This window comes from Streptomyces sp. NPDC001920 (genome assembly GCF_053594495.1).
Genome location: NZ_JBSFEP010000004.1, coordinates 226,053 through 240,469, shown reverse-complemented (window position 1 = coordinate 240,469; position 14,417 = coordinate 226,053). Strand labels below are relative to the sequence as shown.

Below are 14,417 nucleotides of genomic sequence, written 5' to 3'. Positions count from 1 at the left end.
GACCTCGTCGGCGAGCTCCCATACCGTACCGCACAGTCTGATATATCAGTTGCGCATTAGCCGGCTCCCAGGACGGTGCACAGATGGCAACGACCCCGTCGACCACCACGCTGACCTCGCCTCTCTCCCTCCCGCTCGGCGAACTCGACCCGGACGTCGCCGACGCCGTGGCCGCCGAACTGCACCGCCAGCAGTCCACGCTGGAGATGATCGCCTCGGAGAACTTCGCGCCGGCCGCCGTCATGGAGGCCCAGGGCTCGGTCCTGACCAACAAGTACGCCGAGGGCTACCCGGGACGCCGCTACTACGGCGGCTGCGAACACGTCGACGTCATCGAGAAGCTGGCCATCGCCCGGGTACGGGAACTGTTCGGCGCCGAGGCCGCGAACGTGCAGCCGCACTCGGGCGCCCAGGCCAACGCGGCCGCCATGTCCGCCCTGCTCCAGCCCGGCGACACGATCCTCGGCCTCGACCTGGCGCACGGCGGCCACCTGACCCACGGCATGCGGATCAACTTCTCCGGCAAGCTGTACGACGTCGTGCCCTACCACGTGCGCGAGTCCGACATGCGCATCGACATGGACGAGGTCGAGCGGCTCGCCCTGGCGCACCGACCGAAGATGATCGTCGCCGGATGGTCCGCCTACCCCCGACAGCTGGACTTCGCCGCGTTCCGGCGGATCGCTGACGCGGTGGGCGCGTATCTCCTGGTGGACATGGCGCACTTCGCCGGACTGGTGGCGGCGGGCCTGCACCCGAACCCGGTGCCGTACGCCGACGTCGTCACGACCACCACGCACAAGACTCTCGGCGGCCCGCGCGGCGGGGTGATCCTCAGCCGTGCCGACCTGGCCAAGAAGATCAACTCCGCGGTCTTCCCGGGGCAGCAGGGCGGGCCGCTGGAGCACGTGATCGCGGCGAAGGCGGTGGCCTTCAAGGTGGCGGCGGGACAGGAGTTCAGGGAGCGTCAGCAGCGAACGCTGCACGGCGCCCGGATCCTCGCCGGGCGGCTGCTGGCCGACGATGTCGCGGAGGCCGGCATCACCGTCCTCACCGGTGGCACCGAGGTCCACCTGGTCCTCGTCGACCTGCGCGCGTCCGCCTTGGACGGGCAGCAGGCGGAGGACCGGCTGCACCGCACCGGCATCACCGTCAACCGCAACGCCGTGCCGTTCGACCCGCGTCCGCCGATGGTGTCCTCGGGGCTGCGGATCGGCACCCCGGCCCTGGCCACCCGGGGCTTCGCGGAGGCGGAGTTCCGTGAGGTCGCCGATGTCATCGCCGAGGCCCTGAAGGGCGAACAGAGCGAGGACGCACTGCGCGCCCGGGTAGGGCGACTCGCCGCCGCCTTCCCCCTCTACCGCCACCTGGCCCACGCGAACGGAGCTGCCGCATGACCGCCGAGCCGCTGCCGGAGCACCCGGACTTCCTGTGGCGCAACCCCGAGCCGCGCTCCTCGTACGACGTCGTCATCGTGGGCGCGGGCGGCCACGGCCTGGCCACCGCCTACTACCTCGCCAGGAACCACGGCATCACGAACGTCGCCGTCCTGGAGAAGGGCTGGCTGGCCGGCGGAAACATGGCCCGCAACACCACGATCATCCGCTCCAACTACCTCTGGGACGAGAGCGCGGCGATCTACGAGCACGCCCTCAAGCTGTGGGAGCAACTGCCCGAGGAACTCGACTACGACTTCCTGTTCAGCCAGCGCGGGGTCCTCAACCTCGCGCACACCCTCCAGGACGTCCGCGAGGGCATGCGCCGCGTGGGAGCCAACCGCCTCAACGGAGTCGACGCCCAGTGGCTCGAACCGGACGAGGTCGCCAAGGTCTGCCCCATCCTCAACGTCTCGCCCCGCACCCGCTATCCGGTGCTCGGCGCCACCTTCCAGCCGCGCGCCGGCATCGCCAAACACGACCACGTGGCCTGGGCCCTGGCCCGCCGGGCCGACGACAGGGGCGTCGACCTGATCCAGGGCTGCGAGGTCACCGGCTTCCTCAAGGACGGCGACCGGGTGGTGGGCGTCGAGACCAACCGCGGCCGTATCCACGCCGGGCGGGTGGGTCTCGCGGCGGCCGGTCACAGCAGTGTGCTCGCCGAACTGGCGGGGGTGAGGCTGCCCGTGCAGTCCCACCCCCTCCAGGCTCTCGTCTCCGAACTCCACGAGCCCGTGCACCCGACGGTGGTCATGTCGAACCACGTGCACGTGTACGTCTCCCAGGCGCACAAGGGCGAGCTGGTGATGGGCGCGGGCGTGGACGCGTACAACGGCTACGGGCAGCGCGGCTCCTTCCACGTGATCGAACGGCAGATGGCCGCGGCCGTCGAACTCTTCCCGGTCTTCGCACGGGCGCACGTGCTGCGCACCTGGGGCGGAATCGTCGACGTCACCCCGGACGCCTCCCCGATCATCGGCGGCACCCCGATGGAGGGCCTGTACGTCAACTGCGGCTGGGGAACCGGCGGGTTCAAGGCCACCCCGGCCGCCGGCTGGACCTTCGCGCACACCCTCGCCCACGGCGAGCCGCACCCGCTGAACGCCCCCTTCGCCCTCGAACGCTTCACGACGGGCGCATTGATCGACGAACACGGCGCAGCAGCCGTGGCCCACTGAGGAGGACCCCGTGCTTCTCATCACCTGCCCGTGGTGCGGCCCTCGCGACGAGACCGAGTACCACTACGGCGGACAGGCCCACGTCCCCTATCCCGAGCACCCCGCGGACCTCACCGACCAGCAGTGGGCCGAGTACGTCTTCTACCGGGACAACCCCAAGGGCCCCTTCGCCGAGCGGTGGGTGCACAGCACCGGCTGCCGCCGCTGGTTCAACGTCCTGCGCGACACCGCCACCCACCAGGTGCTCGCCTCCTACCGGCCCGACGAGCCCCGCCCCGGAGGCAACCGATGACCGACCAGCGTTTCCGGCTCCCGCGGGGCGGCCGCATCGACCGCGGCACCGTGCTGCGCTTCACCGTGGACGGACGGGAGTTGACCGGCCATCCCGGGGACACCCTCGCCTCGGCGATGCTGGCGAACGGCCTCGTCGAGGTCGCGCCCTCGCTCTACCGCGGACGCCCGCGCGGCATCGTCGCCGCGGGGGTCGAGGAGCCCAACGCCCTGGTGCAGCTGGACGGTTCGTGCTCGGAGGGCATGCTGGCGGCCACGACCGTGGAACTCCACGACGGCCTGTCCGCCACCACGCTGTCCGGCATGGGCAGGCTCGACCCCACCCCCGACCCCGCCGTCTACGACAAGAAGTACGTGCACACCGACGTCCTGGTCGTCGGCGCCGGACCCGCCGGGCTCTCGGCCGCCGCCGCTGCCGCCCGTTCCGGTGCCCGCGTGCTCCTCGTCGACGAGCGGCCCGAGCCCGGTGGTCCGCTGCCCTGCGACGCGCGGTGGGCCGCCGAAGCCCGCGCGGCCCTCGACGCCGCCCCGGAAGCCCTCGTACTCCCGCGCACCACGGCCTTCGGGTCGTACGACGACAACTACGTACTGGCGCTGCAACGCCGCACCGACCACCTCGGACCCGACGCCCCCGAGGGCGTCTCGCGGCAGCGGCTGTGGCACATCCGCGCCCGACAGGTGGTCCTGGCGACCGGCGCGCACGAGCGTCCGCTGGTCTTCGCCGGCAACGACCGGCCCGGGGTGATGCTCGCCGGGGCCGTGCGCGAGTACCTCAACAGGTACGCGGTCGCCCCGGGTTCACGGGCCGTGGTCGGCACGACCGACGACAGCGCCTACGACACGGTGGCCGACCTGCACGCGGCGGGCGTCGTGGTGGCCGCGGTCGTGGACGCCCGCGCCGAGTTGTCCGCGCGGGCCGCCGAGACCGCCGCCGCGACCGGTGTACGGGTCCTGACGGGCAGCGCGGTCGTCGACACGGCGGGGGAGGGGCGGATCACCTCGGTCACCGTCGCGGGGATCGACGCCGACGGCCGACTCCTGGACACGGCCGGGTCGTTCGACTGCGACCTGCTCGCCGTGTCGGGCGGCTGGAGCCCGGTGGTGCACCTGCACAGCCAGCGTCAGGGCAAGCTGCGCTGGGACACGGACCTGGTCGCCTTCGTACCCGACGGGACGGTACGGGACCAGCAGGTGGTGGGTGCCGCGCGCGGGACGTACGACCTCGACGGCTGTCTGGCGGAGGGGGCGCGGGCGGGCGCGGTCGCCGCGACGCAGGCCGGGTTCCCGGTGCCGGTGCCCACGGTCCCGTACCGGGAGGTACGTCCTGACGCGCGCCCCCTGTGGCTGGTACCGGGCCCTGACGGCGGCTGGGACACCCACTTCGTCGACCTCCAGCGCGATGTCACGGTGGCCGACGTCCTGCGTTCCACCGGAGCCGGCATGCGCGGCGTCGAGCACGTCAAGCGCTACACCTCGCTCGGCACGGCGAGCGACCAGGGCAAGACGTCCGGCGTCAACGCGATCGGTGTCATCGCCGAGGTCCTCGGCGGCTCACCGGGAGAGATCGGCACCACGGCCTACCGGGCGCCGTACACGCCGGTCGCCTTCGCCGCGCTGGCCGGACGCGAGCGCGGCGAGCTGTTCGACCCCGAGCGGACCACCTCCATCCACAGCTGGCACGTGGCGCACGGGGCACGGTTCGAGGACGTGGGGCAGTGGAAGCGCCCCTGGTACTACCCGCGGCCCGGGGAGGACATCCAGAGCGCCGTGGCACGTGAGTGCCGCGCCGCCCGCGAGGCAGTGGCCTTCATGGACGCCTCCACCCTCGGCAAGATCGAGATCCGGGGCGCGGACGCCGGGGAGTTCCTCAACCGCGTCTACACCAACGCCTTCAAGCAACTCAAGCCCGGCATGGCCCGCTACGGCGTGATGTGCAGGCCCGACGGCATGATCTTCGACGACGGTGTGACCCTCCGCCTCGACGACGACCGCTACTTCATGACCACCACGACCGGCGGCGCCGCGGGCGTCCTGGACTGGCTGGAGGAGTGGCTCCAGACGGAGTGGCCCGAACTCGCCGTCCACTGCACCTCGGTGACCGAGCAGTGGGCGACGATCGCCGTGGTCGGCCCCCGCTCACGCCAGGTCGTCGCCCATCTCGCACCGGACGTCGACCTGTCCGCCGAGGCGTTCCCCTTCATGGCCTTCCGCGAGACCACCCTGGCCTCCGGCATCCCGGCCCGCATCTGCCGGATCTCCTTCTCCGGTGAACTCGCCTACGAGATCAACGTCTGCGCGTGGTACGGACTGTCCGTCTGGGAACAGGTGCATGAGGCCGGGCAGCCGTACGGCATCACCCCGTACGGCACCGAGACCATGCACGTGCTGCGGGCCGAGAAGGGCTACATCATCGTCGGCCAGGACACCGACGGCACCGTCACCCCGCAGGACGCCGGCATGTCCTGGGCGGTCTCCACCCGGAAGGACTTCATCGGCAGACGGTCCTTCTCCCGCGCCGACACCTCACGCGCGGACCGCAAACAGCTGGTGGCTCTGCTGCCGGTCGACCGCACGACCCGGCTGCCCGAGGGGACGCAGGTCGTCGCACGCGACGTGCGCGTCGAGGCCACCCCGGTCCCGATGCTCGGCCACGTCACCTCCAGCTACCACAGCCCGGCCCTCGGCCGTCCCTTCGCCCTCGCCCTCGTCACCGGCGGGCGGGCCAGGATCGGCGAGACCCTGCTCGCCCCGGTGGGCGAGGACCTGGTGCCCGTCGAGGTGGCCGACTGCGTCCTCTACGACCCGGAAGGGACCAAGCGAGATGGCTGACCCCGGTATCGCAACGCTGCGCAGAAGTCCGCTGGCCCATCTGGCGGAACGGATGCACGCCGCCGCCGTCACCGGTGCCCGCGGCGTCGCGCTCACCGAACGCCCGTTCCTCACCATGGTGAACCTGCGGGTCGCGCCCGGGTCCGAAGCGGCGAAGCGGGTGGAGAAGGCGCTGGGTGCGCCGTTGCCGCGTGCCTGCGGCGACACCACCGCGTCCGGTTCCCGCACAGTCGTCTGGCTCGGCCCCGACGAGTGGCTCGTGCTGTCCCCCGAAGAAGGGACCGCGGAGTTGGGGGACGCCCTCGGTGACGCTCCGGGTTCGGTCGTCGACGTGTCCGCGAACCGCACCACGCTGGAGCTTCGCGGCCCGTCCGCCCGGCAGGTGCTGGAGAAGGGCTGCCCGCTGGACCTGCATCCCCGGGCCTTCGGACCCGGCCGGGCGGTGTCGACCACGGTCGGCCCCGTCGCGGTGCTCCTCTGGCAGGTCGACGACGCGCCGACGTACCGCCTGCTGCCGCGCTCCTCGTTCGCCGACTACCTCGGGCGCTGGCTCATCGACGCGATGGGCGAGTTCAGCGGACCGGAGGTGCCCTGATGGAGACGTCGGCCGAGCACGTGCTCACCCTGGACTGCCCCGAGGCGCCCGGCATCGTCCACGCCGTCTCGCGGTTCCTGCTGGAACACGGCAGCGACATCATCGACAACCAGCAGTTCGGCGACCGCCGCGACGGCCACTTCTTCATGCGGGTCCGGTTCACCACCGACGACGACACGGCCGCGCTGCGCCGTGACTTCGCCGCCGTGGCCGCCCCGTTCGCCATGCGGTGGCACGTCGAACCGGTCGGCACCAGGCGCCGCGTACTGATCATGGTGTCCCGCTACGACCACTGCCTCAACGACCTGCTCTTCCGCACTCGCAGCGGCGACCTGCCCATCGACGTGGTCGCGGTCGTCTCCAACCACCGCGACCACGAGGCACTGGTCACCTGGCACGGCATCCCGTTCTTCCATGTGCCGGTCACCGCCACGTCGAAGCCCGAGGCCGAAGCCAGGCTCCTCGAACTCGTCGACTCCTTCGACGTCGACCTGGTGGTGCTCGCGCGCTACATGCAGGTGCTGTCCGACGGCCTGTGCACCCGTTTGGCCGGCCGCGTGATCAACATCCACCATTCGTTCCTGCCGAGCTTCAAGGGCGCCAAGCCCTACCACCAGGCCCACGAACGCGGCGTCAAACTCGTCGGCGCGACGGCCCACTACGTCACCGCCGACCTCGACGAGGGGCCGATCATCGCGCAGGAGGTCATCGGCGTCGACCACAGCCACACCCCCGACGACCTGGCCGCGATCGGCCGCGACGCGGAGTCGGCGGCCCTGGCCCGGGCGGTGCGCTGGCACTGCGAGGGACGGGTGTTCGTCCAGGGCAGGAGGACGGTGGTGCTCCGCTGACCGGCGGGTGGTGACGGCGGGTCACCGGACGCGGTGCGGGTGCGCGTGCCGGGGCGCCGAACCGGCTGAAGGCCACCGGCAGTCGGCTCACCCACCCCGTGAACCGCCTGCGGGAGGCCGGTCACCGCCCGCGCCGCCTGGCCGGGTTCGCGCGCAGGCGGGTGCGCGCCGCTCACGCCGCCGCGGTGAACGCCGCGCTGACGGCGGTGTCCGTGCGGGCGTGGATGACCAGGCGTGTCCCGGTGGTGTCGGCGTTCGCCTCCAGTGCACGGCGTGCGGGGGCGCTGCTCGTGGCCACGGACATCAGAACGCCCAGGTGGCTGCAGAGCCGGTGGACGCGCAGGGCCACGCCGATCGCGGCGCCGTCGGGGGCCGGTTCGTCGAGGACGACCACCACGGGGGCCGGCCGGTACGCGTGCACCAGGTCGCTGATCTTGGTGAGCAGCGTGGCCCGACCGCCGGTACCGGGGTCCTGGTGCACCGTGATGACGAGCACTCCGTGATCGAGTGAATGTGACAGCACCCTGGCCTCCCGGTTCCTTCGGCCCTTTCTCTCTCGGGTCGTCGCACCCTGGGTACCCCGCGTCGGCCCTTTGAAGCGCCGTTGGGCCGGCGCGAGGGGCGGCCCGTTCCGCGCGTGCCCGCCGCCGCGGGCCGGTCCACCGCCCAACGATCAACCCCGGCGGTCGAGTTGGCGTCTCCCGCGACGGGGGGCGCTCCCGCCTCCTCGGTGACCGAGAGGCGGAACTCCATGAAGCAGCGGGTCGCACGCGGCGTCTCCCACGTACTGGCGATGGCGCTGGCCCTGGCGGCCACGGCACTCGTCCCGTCCGCACACGCGGCTCAGGCGCGGCACGACCACGAGGCGACCCGTACCGCCCTGCGCGACCTGGTCGCACAGGGCGGGCTCCCGGGGGCCGCCGCCGAGGTCGTGGACCGCAGGGGACGTTGGTTCGCCGCCGCCGGTCACGCCGACACCGACACGGGTCGGGAGCGCTCGCCCGGCGATCACTTCCGCGGGGCCAGCCTCACCAAGACGTTCGTGGCGACCGTGCTGCTTCAACTGGAGGCGGAAGGAAGGCTGAGCCTGGACGACACGGTCGAGACATGGCTGCCCGGCCTGGTGCGGGGCAACGGCTACGACGGGCGCCGGATCACGCTGCGCCGACTCCTCGACCACACCAGCGGCCTCGCGAACCACACCGACGACCCTGCCTTCATCCATGACGCCGCCGGTCCGGGCTTCCCGGACCACCGGTACGACACCCACACCCCCGAGGATCTCGTGGCGACCGCGCTGCGGCATCCGCCGCTGCCCGACCCGGAGCGGACACCGTCGTACTCGAACACCAACTACGTGATCGCCGGGCTGGTCATCGAGAAGGTGACGGGCCGCTCGTACGCACAGGAGATCACCCGCCGTATCGTCCGGCCGCTGAAGCTGCGCGGGACCTCCTTCCCCGGCACGTCACCGAAGATGCCGAAACCGCACCCCGTCGGCTACTCCCGGCTCCACCAGGAGACCCCCGGCGCCCCGGTGTACGACGCCACCGAGCAGAACATGACCTGGCTGGGCGCGGCCGGCGACGTCATCTCCACCCTCGGTGACCTCAACCGCTTCCAACGCGCCCTGATGAAGGGTGAGTTGCTCCCCGCGGCACAGATGAAGGAGATGCTCCACGAGGTGCCGGCGGGGGAGGGGATCGGGTTCGGGCTCGGAGTGGAGTTCGCCCGGTTGTCCTGCGGAGTGAAGGTCGTGGGCAAGAGCGGCCGTACCAACGGCTCACTGTCCGCGATGGTCGGCACGCCCGACGGCGAGCACCGGTTGACGTTCCACGTCAACGGCGACTGGCTCAGGGACGGCTCACTCTACGTGAACGTCATCGAGGCGGAGTTCTGCCAGAAAACCTCGTCCCGGACGGGCAGGCCGCCTGTCCCGACGGTCGGCCGATGAGTGGCATTCATCGGCGCTGAGGTGGCACTTGCCTTGGCATGCAGGTGATACGAGGAGCGGCGCTGAGTTCACGGCGCTCGGGCAGGGCGGCCCGTGAGGCAGTCCGGCGGGCCTTGGCGGAGCCGGGGCGCGAACGGGATCTGGTGATGCAGTCGTGCAAGGCGGCCCTGGCGGCGTGCCTCGCGTGGGCGGTGGCGGGGTGGTGGCTGAAGGCGCCGATGGCGTTCGTCGCGCCGTGGGTGGCGATCGTGCTGGTGGATGCGACGGTGTACCGGTCGATCGCGCGCGGACTGCAGCAACTGGCCGCGATCGCCACGGGGACCGTGGTGGCCACCGGCGCCGCCCTGATGCTGGGTTCCCCCATGGCGGCGATGGGCCTGGTGCTGCCGGTCGTCGTGCTGCTGGGCAGCTGGCAGCGCCTGGGCAGCCAGGGCGTCTACGCGGCCACGGGCGCCCTCTTCGTCCTGACCATGGGTCCGGTCACCGTCGCGGCCTCGGCGGCCCGGCTCGCCGAGGCGCTGTTCGGCGCGGTGGTGGGCATCGCCGTCAACGCGCTGATCAGGCCCCCGGTGTATCTGCGCAGCACCCGCGCCGCGCTGGAGGACGCGGCCGGCGAGGCGCAGGAGATCCTGGACGCGGTCGCGGACCGGCTGGCCGCCGAGGAGTGGGACGCCCACACGGCCGGTTCGCTGCACGAGCGCGCGCTGCGCCTGTACCGCCTGGTCGACCAGGCCCGCGCCGCGCTCGGCTGGAGCCGGGAGAGCCTGCGTGTCATCCCGCGCCGCCGGAGCCGCGTCGGCCCGCCTCCCGGTCAGGACTACGACGACGCGATCACCGTCCTCGACTATGTGGCCGTCCACACCGCGGGTGTCACCCGGGCCGTGCTGGAGGCGTGCGACGAGGACCGTGCGGGACTGCGGCCGAGCCCGCGGGTCGGCAAGCCCTACGCCGAGTTCCTGCACAACAGCGCCCGTGCCATCCGGCTCTACACCCGGAGCCGGTTCGACGCGGACGGTCAGGACCAGCAGGCCGACCAGGATCTGCACGACGAGGCCGAGGACCTGCTCCGCGCCTTGGACGACCTGCGGCAACGGCTGTCCCGTGCGGCACCGGAGGATCCGGACGCCCTGGCGACCTACGGCACCCTCCTCACCCAGGCCCGCCGCCTGGCCGAGCAACTCGGCAGGAACTGAGCGCGTCGGGGGGCCTCCATGTCCGTGCGGGCGGCGAAAGTCGATCCGGAGCGCGCGACCCCCGCGGAGACGTCGATAACGGGAAAAAGGTATGAACAATAGTAAATGTTTATGTTTGCACTTTTTGGGCTGTCTATGAGTTGCAACCTCATGTGCAGATGGCGGGCGGACGGCCGGCCAGTCGACCACCGCCTGTGAGGAGCGGAGGCGGAGATGAAAATGTCGATACGGCGGTCCGCGATCTTCGCGAGCGCGGCTGCTCTTGTGATAGCTGTCTGCGGTGCGACGGGCACCGCCCGGGCCGACCCCGGTGATGGTGAGCTCCAGTTCGGCTACGTCCTGCCGGAGACGGGACAACTGGCCTACCTCGGCCCACCCCAGATCGAGTCGCTGAAGTTCGCGATACAGAAGATCAACGACGCCGGCGGAGTCCTGGGCAAGCCCGTGCCGAACGCGGTCGCCAGTGACGAGGCGGGTCAGGAGGCCGTCGCCGCACAGTCGGCGGACCGGGTCCTCGCGGCAGGCGTGGACGCGATCGTCGGCGCCGCGGCGTCCGGCATGTCGCTGGCGTTCATCGACCGGGTGACCGGAGCGGGCGTCGTGCAGTGCTCGGGGTCGAACACCGCTCCCACCTTCACGGACTACGAGGACGACGGCTTCTACTTCCGTACCGTCCCGAGCGACGCGTTGCAGGGCCCCATCCTGGCGGATGTCGTCCGTGACGACGGCCACGACCGGGTGGCCATGGTCGCGCGGGCGGACGACTACGGGCGCGGCCTGATGGAGGCCACCCGCAAGACGCTGGAGGAGCGCGGTGCGACGGTGGCGCTCGCCGAGACCTACGACCCGAAGGCGAGCAACTTCGACCAGGTCGTCCAGCAGGTGGAGAACTCCAGGCCGGACGCCGCCGTGGTGATCGCGTTCGAGGAAGGCACCCAGATCCTCCAGGGCATGATCGAGTCCGGACTCGGGCCCGACCGGATCGGCGTCTACGGCGCCGACGGACTGCGCAGCGAGGAACTGCCCTCGCTGGTCGCCCCGGGCCAGCCGGAGAGGCTCTCCGGCATGAAGGGGACCGCGCCGGCCTCGGCGTCGAACGAGCAGTACGTGAAGGAACTCAAGGAGTTCGCGCCTGACCTGAAGGAGCTGCAGTTCGCACCGCAGGTGTTCGACTGCGTGACGACGATCGCGCTGGCCGCGGAGAAGGCCGAGTCCGACGACCCCGGCGAGTATGTGAAGGAGATGAACGGCATCACCGAGGACGGCGACAAGTGCAACTCCTTCGCCGCCTGCAAGGAACTGCTCGCAGACGGCAGGGACATCGACTACGACGGTGTGAGCGGCCCGCTCGACTTCACCGACAAGGGCGAACCGGGACAGGCGTCGATCGAGGTCTACGGCTACAACGACGAAGGACGGCTGGAGACGCTGCGTACCGAGACCAGCACGGCCGAGGAGTGACAGGGAGGAACGACAGCGGGAGTCAACGGACGCGGGCGAGTGTGCCGAGGTAGAGCTCGATCACCTTCTCGTCGTGCAGCAGGGCCGTCCCGGTGCCGGTGTGCGCATTGCGGCCCTGGTCCAGGACGTAGCCGCGATCGCAGAACTGCAGGCACCTGCGGGCGTTCTGCTCGACCATGAGCACGGCGACGCCCGCGCTGTTGATCATTCGGCACCGCTCGAAGACGTGGTCCTGATGGAGCGGTGACAAGCCCGCCGACGGCTCGTCGAGCAGAAGCAGGTGCGGCTCCATCATCAGGGCGCGGGCCATCGCGAGCATCTGGCGTTCGCCGCCGGACATCGCGCCGGCCTTCTGCTTGCGGCGGTCGGCCAGCACCGGGAACAGCTCCTCGACGGCCGCGATCCGGCGCGCGTGGTTCTTGGGCCGCAGATACACGCCCATCCGCAGGTTCTCCTCGACGGTGAGTGTGGGGAACACGTTCTGCAGCTGCGGCACGTAGCCCACGCCCCGCCGGACCAGCTCGTGCGCGGGCCGGCCGGTCACGTCTTCACCGCGCAGCCGCACGGTCCCGCCGCGCACCCGCAGCAATCCGAAGACGGCCTTGACCAGCGTCGACTTGCCGGCGCCGTTGGGGCCGATCACGCCGACCACCTCGGCCGGCCGCACTTCGACGCTGCATCCGCGCAACACGTCGACGCCAGGGATGTAACCGGCGACGATGTCGTCGGCCGCCAGTACCGGTACCTGCTCCTCTGCGGACATCGCTACCCCTCCTCGCCCTTGTCCCCGGTCGCCTCCGGCTCGTCGTGCCGCTTGCCGAGGTAGGCGTCCACGACGGCGGCGTTCCGGCCGATGGTGTGCGGTGGCCCCTCGGCCACCAGGCGGCCGTCGGCCATGACGGCCACCCAGTCGCTGATGCCCATGACCACGTCCATGTCGTGCTCGACGAAGCACACCGTCAGCCCCTCGTCGCGCAGCCGCGTGATGTGCCCGAGCAGCGACTGGGTCAACGCGGGGTTCACCCCGGCCATCGGCTCGTCGAGCAGGAGCATGACCGGCCGGGCCATCAGCGCGCGGGCCAGTTCCAGCAGTTTGCGCTGGCCACCGGAGAGCGTTCCGGCGTGGTCGTCGCGCAGGGGCCCGAGCCGGAACCGGTCCAGCAGTTCGTCGGCCCGGCGCACCGTCTCCCGCTCCTGCCCGCGCCACAGCGGCCGCAGCAGGGCGGGCAGCACTCGCTCGCCGCGTTGCCCGGGCGCGGCGAGCAGCAGGTTCTCCAGCACCGTGAGCCGGGCGAGCGCCCGGGAGAGCTGGAACGTACGGACCAGTCCCCGCCGCGCCACCCGGTACGCGGGGGAGCCGGCGAGCGGCTGCCCGTCGAACGACCAACGGCCGCCGTCCGCCCGGTCGAACCCGCTCACCACGTTGAACAACGTGGTCTTGCCCGCGCCGTTGGGCCCGATGAGCGCCGTGATGGTTCCGCGCTGCACCTCCAGGTGCTCGACCCGTACGGCGACGAGGCCCCCGAACGTACGGGTCACCTGGTCCATGACGAGCAGCGGGTCGGGCTTGCGCACCCCCGGCTCCGGGGGGATCGCGGGCAGCCGGCCCGTACGGGACACGGCGGGGTCAGCGGCCACTGAGCAGCATCTCCTTCCGGCTGCCGAGGATGCCCTGCGGCCGGAACGCGACCAGCAGGATCAGGGCGACCCCGACCAGGGCGAAGCGCACGGCGCCGACCTCCGAGGTACTGATGAGGTCCGGCGAGATGTACTCCGCCTCGATGGCCTGGCGGAGCGCGCTGTCGAGGAAGCTGAGGACGAACCAGAACAGGATCGAGCCGACGACCGGCCCGAGGATGCGCCCGGCACCTCCGAGGACGAGCAGCGTGTACAGGAAGAACGTGACGCCCGGGTCGTAGTTGTCCGGGTTCACGGACTGCACCTGGATCGCCTGCATCATGCCCGCGACCGCCCCGATGACACCGCCGAGCACGAGGCTCTGCATCTTGTACGCGTAGACGTTCTTGCCCAGGCTGCGCGCGGCGATCTCGTCCTCACGGACCGACCGGACGACACGGCCCCACGGGCTGTGGATCAGCAGGGCCAGCAGACATCCGGTCACGAGCACCAGCGCCCATCCGACGATCATCACCCAGAGGTCGCGGGAGCTGAACCGCACGAGCCACACGCCGTACGTGCCGGGCTCGATGGGACTGAGTTCGTAGAAGTCGTCGGCGAACCTCTGCAGCCCGAACACGCCGCCGGTGACCGGCTCGGCCCAGTTGGAGCGGTAGAACAGCCGCAGCGTCTCCCCGGCCGCGATCGTGGTGATCGCGAGGTAGTCGGCGCGCAGCCGCAGGGTGGGCAGACCGAGGAGCAGGGCCAGCACGATCGCGCAGGCGATGCCGCCCAGGACGCCGAGCCACATCGGGCCGTCGTACGTCGACACCGTGATGGCGAGCCCGTAGCCGCCGACCAGCATGAATCCGACCTGGCCGAAGTTCAGCAGCCCCGTGTAACCGAAGTGCAGGTTCAGCCCCATCGCGGCGAGGGCGTAGACGGCGGCGATGGGTCCGATTCCCGAGCGCAGGGCGTCGGAGACGATGGCCGAGAAGTCCATGGCGCACCC

The 14,417-nt window shown here is 71.3% G+C and carries 13 protein-coding genes; 9 read left to right on the top strand and 4 right to left on the bottom strand.

What is annotated here, in order from left to right:
* The first annotated feature begins 83 nt into the window (after positions 1–83).
* Genes glyA through purU form a run of 6 tightly spaced genes read left to right on the top strand, consistent with a single transcriptional unit; the run spans position 84 to position 7,180 of the window.
* The gene (gene glyA, locus ACWCPI_RS08635; RefSeq protein ID WP_451037403.1) at positions 84–1,397 is read left to right on the top strand and encodes a serine hydroxymethyltransferase; all 1,314 of its coding nucleotides are present in this window, start codon (positions 84–86) and stop codon (positions 1,395–1,397) included.
* Positions 1,394–2,614, top strand: coding sequence for a sarcosine oxidase subunit beta family protein (locus ACWCPI_RS08630; protein WP_451037402.1), 1,221 nt, complete (start codon positions 1,394–1,396; stop codon positions 2,612–2,614). The genes glyA and ACWCPI_RS08630 overlap by 4 nt, the downstream gene beginning before the upstream one ends.
* 10 nt (positions 2,615–2,624) lie before the next feature.
* Entirely contained in the window at positions 2,625–2,906 is a 282-nt protein-coding gene (locus ACWCPI_RS08625) for a sarcosine oxidase subunit delta (RefSeq protein WP_451037401.1), read from the top strand.
* Positions 2,903–5,734, top strand: a complete 2,832-nt coding sequence (locus ACWCPI_RS08620; protein ID WP_451037400.1) for a sarcosine oxidase subunit alpha family protein — start codon at positions 2,903–2,905, stop codon at positions 5,732–5,734. Before ACWCPI_RS08625 ends, ACWCPI_RS08620 begins: the two co-directional genes overlap by 4 nt.
* On the top strand, positions 5,727–6,329 hold the full coding sequence (locus ACWCPI_RS08615) for a sarcosine oxidase subunit gamma (protein ID WP_451037399.1): 603 nt from the start codon (positions 5,727–5,729) through the stop codon (positions 6,327–6,329). Before ACWCPI_RS08620 ends, ACWCPI_RS08615 begins: the two co-directional genes overlap by 8 nt.
* Positions 6,329–7,180, top strand: coding sequence for a formyltetrahydrofolate deformylase (gene purU / locus ACWCPI_RS08610; protein ID WP_451037398.1), 852 nt, complete (start codon positions 6,329–6,331; stop codon positions 7,178–7,180). The genes ACWCPI_RS08615 and purU overlap by 1 nt, the downstream gene beginning before the upstream one ends.
* 172 nt (positions 7,181–7,352) lie before the next feature.
* Here purU and ACWCPI_RS08605 read toward each other — a convergent pair whose 3' ends face one another.
* A complete protein-coding gene (locus ACWCPI_RS08605; RefSeq protein ID WP_451037397.1) occupies positions 7,353–7,703 on the bottom strand; it encodes a hypothetical protein in 351 nt (116 codons plus the stop codon).
* A gap of 228 nt (positions 7,704–7,931) precedes the next feature.
* Between ACWCPI_RS08605 and ACWCPI_RS08600 the strand changes: the two genes are divergently transcribed.
* The 3 genes from ACWCPI_RS08600 (at position 7,932) to ACWCPI_RS08590 (ending at position 11,788) form a co-directional block, all read left to right on the top strand.
* Positions 7,932–9,134, top strand: a complete 1,203-nt coding sequence (locus ACWCPI_RS08600) for a serine hydrolase domain-containing protein (protein WP_451037396.1) — start codon at positions 7,932–7,934, stop codon at positions 9,132–9,134.
* Positions 9,135–9,280: 146 nt separating this feature from the next.
* Entirely contained in the window at positions 9,281–10,327 is a 1,047-nt protein-coding gene (locus ACWCPI_RS08595; protein WP_451037395.1) for an FUSC family protein, read from the top strand.
* Positions 10,328–10,546: 219 nt separating this feature from the next.
* Positions 10,547–11,788, top strand: a complete 1,242-nt coding sequence (locus ACWCPI_RS08590) for an ABC transporter substrate-binding protein (protein ID WP_451037394.1) — start codon at positions 10,547–10,549, stop codon at positions 11,786–11,788.
* A gap of 22 nt (positions 11,789–11,810) precedes the next feature.
* Here the strand turns inward: ACWCPI_RS08590 and ACWCPI_RS08585 are convergent, their stop codons facing one another.
* Genes ACWCPI_RS08585 through ACWCPI_RS08575 form a run of 3 tightly spaced genes read right to left on the bottom strand, consistent with a single transcriptional unit; the run spans position 11,811 to position 14,408 of the window.
* On the bottom strand, positions 11,811–12,551 hold the full coding sequence (locus tag ACWCPI_RS08585; protein ID WP_451037393.1) for an ABC transporter ATP-binding protein: 741 nt from the start codon (positions 12,549–12,551) through the stop codon (positions 11,811–11,813).
* A 2-nt stretch (positions 12,552–12,553) separates the two neighbouring features.
* Positions 12,554–13,426 carry an ABC transporter ATP-binding protein gene (locus ACWCPI_RS08580; protein ID WP_451037392.1) on the bottom strand — a complete coding sequence of 291 codons (873 nt, stop codon included), beginning with the start codon at positions 13,424–13,426 and terminating at the stop codon, positions 12,554–12,556.
* On the bottom strand, positions 13,416–14,408 hold the full coding sequence (locus ACWCPI_RS08575) for a branched-chain amino acid ABC transporter permease (RefSeq protein ID WP_451037391.1): 993 nt from the start codon (positions 14,406–14,408) through the stop codon (positions 13,416–13,418). The genes ACWCPI_RS08580 and ACWCPI_RS08575 overlap by 11 nt, the downstream gene beginning before the upstream one ends.
* Positions 14,409–14,417: the final 9 nt, after the last annotated feature.

Excerpts from the sequence above, each read along its gene's own strand:
- ACWCPI_RS08615 (WP_451037399.1), top strand. The coding sequence starts at position 5,727 with ATGGCTGACCCCGGTATCGCAACGCTGCGCAGAAGTCCGCTGGCCCAT.
- ACWCPI_RS08630 (WP_451037402.1), top strand. The coding sequence starts at position 1,394 with ATGACCGCCGAGCCGCTGCCGGAGCACCCGGACTTCCTGTGGCGCAAC.
- ACWCPI_RS08585 (WP_451037393.1), bottom strand. The coding sequence starts at position 12,551 with ATGTCCGCAGAGGAGCAGGTACCGGTACTGGCGGCCGACGACATCGTC.
- purU (WP_451037398.1), top strand. The coding sequence starts at position 6,329 with ATGGAGACGTCGGCCGAGCACGTGCTCACCCTGGACTGCCCCGAGGCG.
- ACWCPI_RS08575 (WP_451037391.1), bottom strand. The coding sequence starts at position 14,408 with ATGGACTTCTCGGCCATCGTCTCCGACGCCCTGCGCTCGGGAATCGGA.
- ACWCPI_RS08595 (WP_451037395.1), top strand. The coding sequence starts at position 9,281 with ATGCAGTCGTGCAAGGCGGCCCTGGCGGCGTGCCTCGCGTGGGCGGTG.
- glyA (WP_451037403.1), top strand. The coding sequence starts at position 84 with ATGGCAACGACCCCGTCGACCACCACGCTGACCTCGCCTCTCTCCCTC.
- ACWCPI_RS08590 (WP_451037394.1), top strand. The coding sequence starts at position 10,547 with ATGTCGATACGGCGGTCCGCGATCTTCGCGAGCGCGGCTGCTCTTGTG.
- ACWCPI_RS08620 (WP_451037400.1), top strand. The coding sequence starts at position 2,903 with ATGACCGACCAGCGTTTCCGGCTCCCGCGGGGCGGCCGCATCGACCGC.
- ACWCPI_RS08600 (WP_451037396.1), top strand. The coding sequence starts at position 7,932 with ATGAAGCAGCGGGTCGCACGCGGCGTCTCCCACGTACTGGCGATGGCG.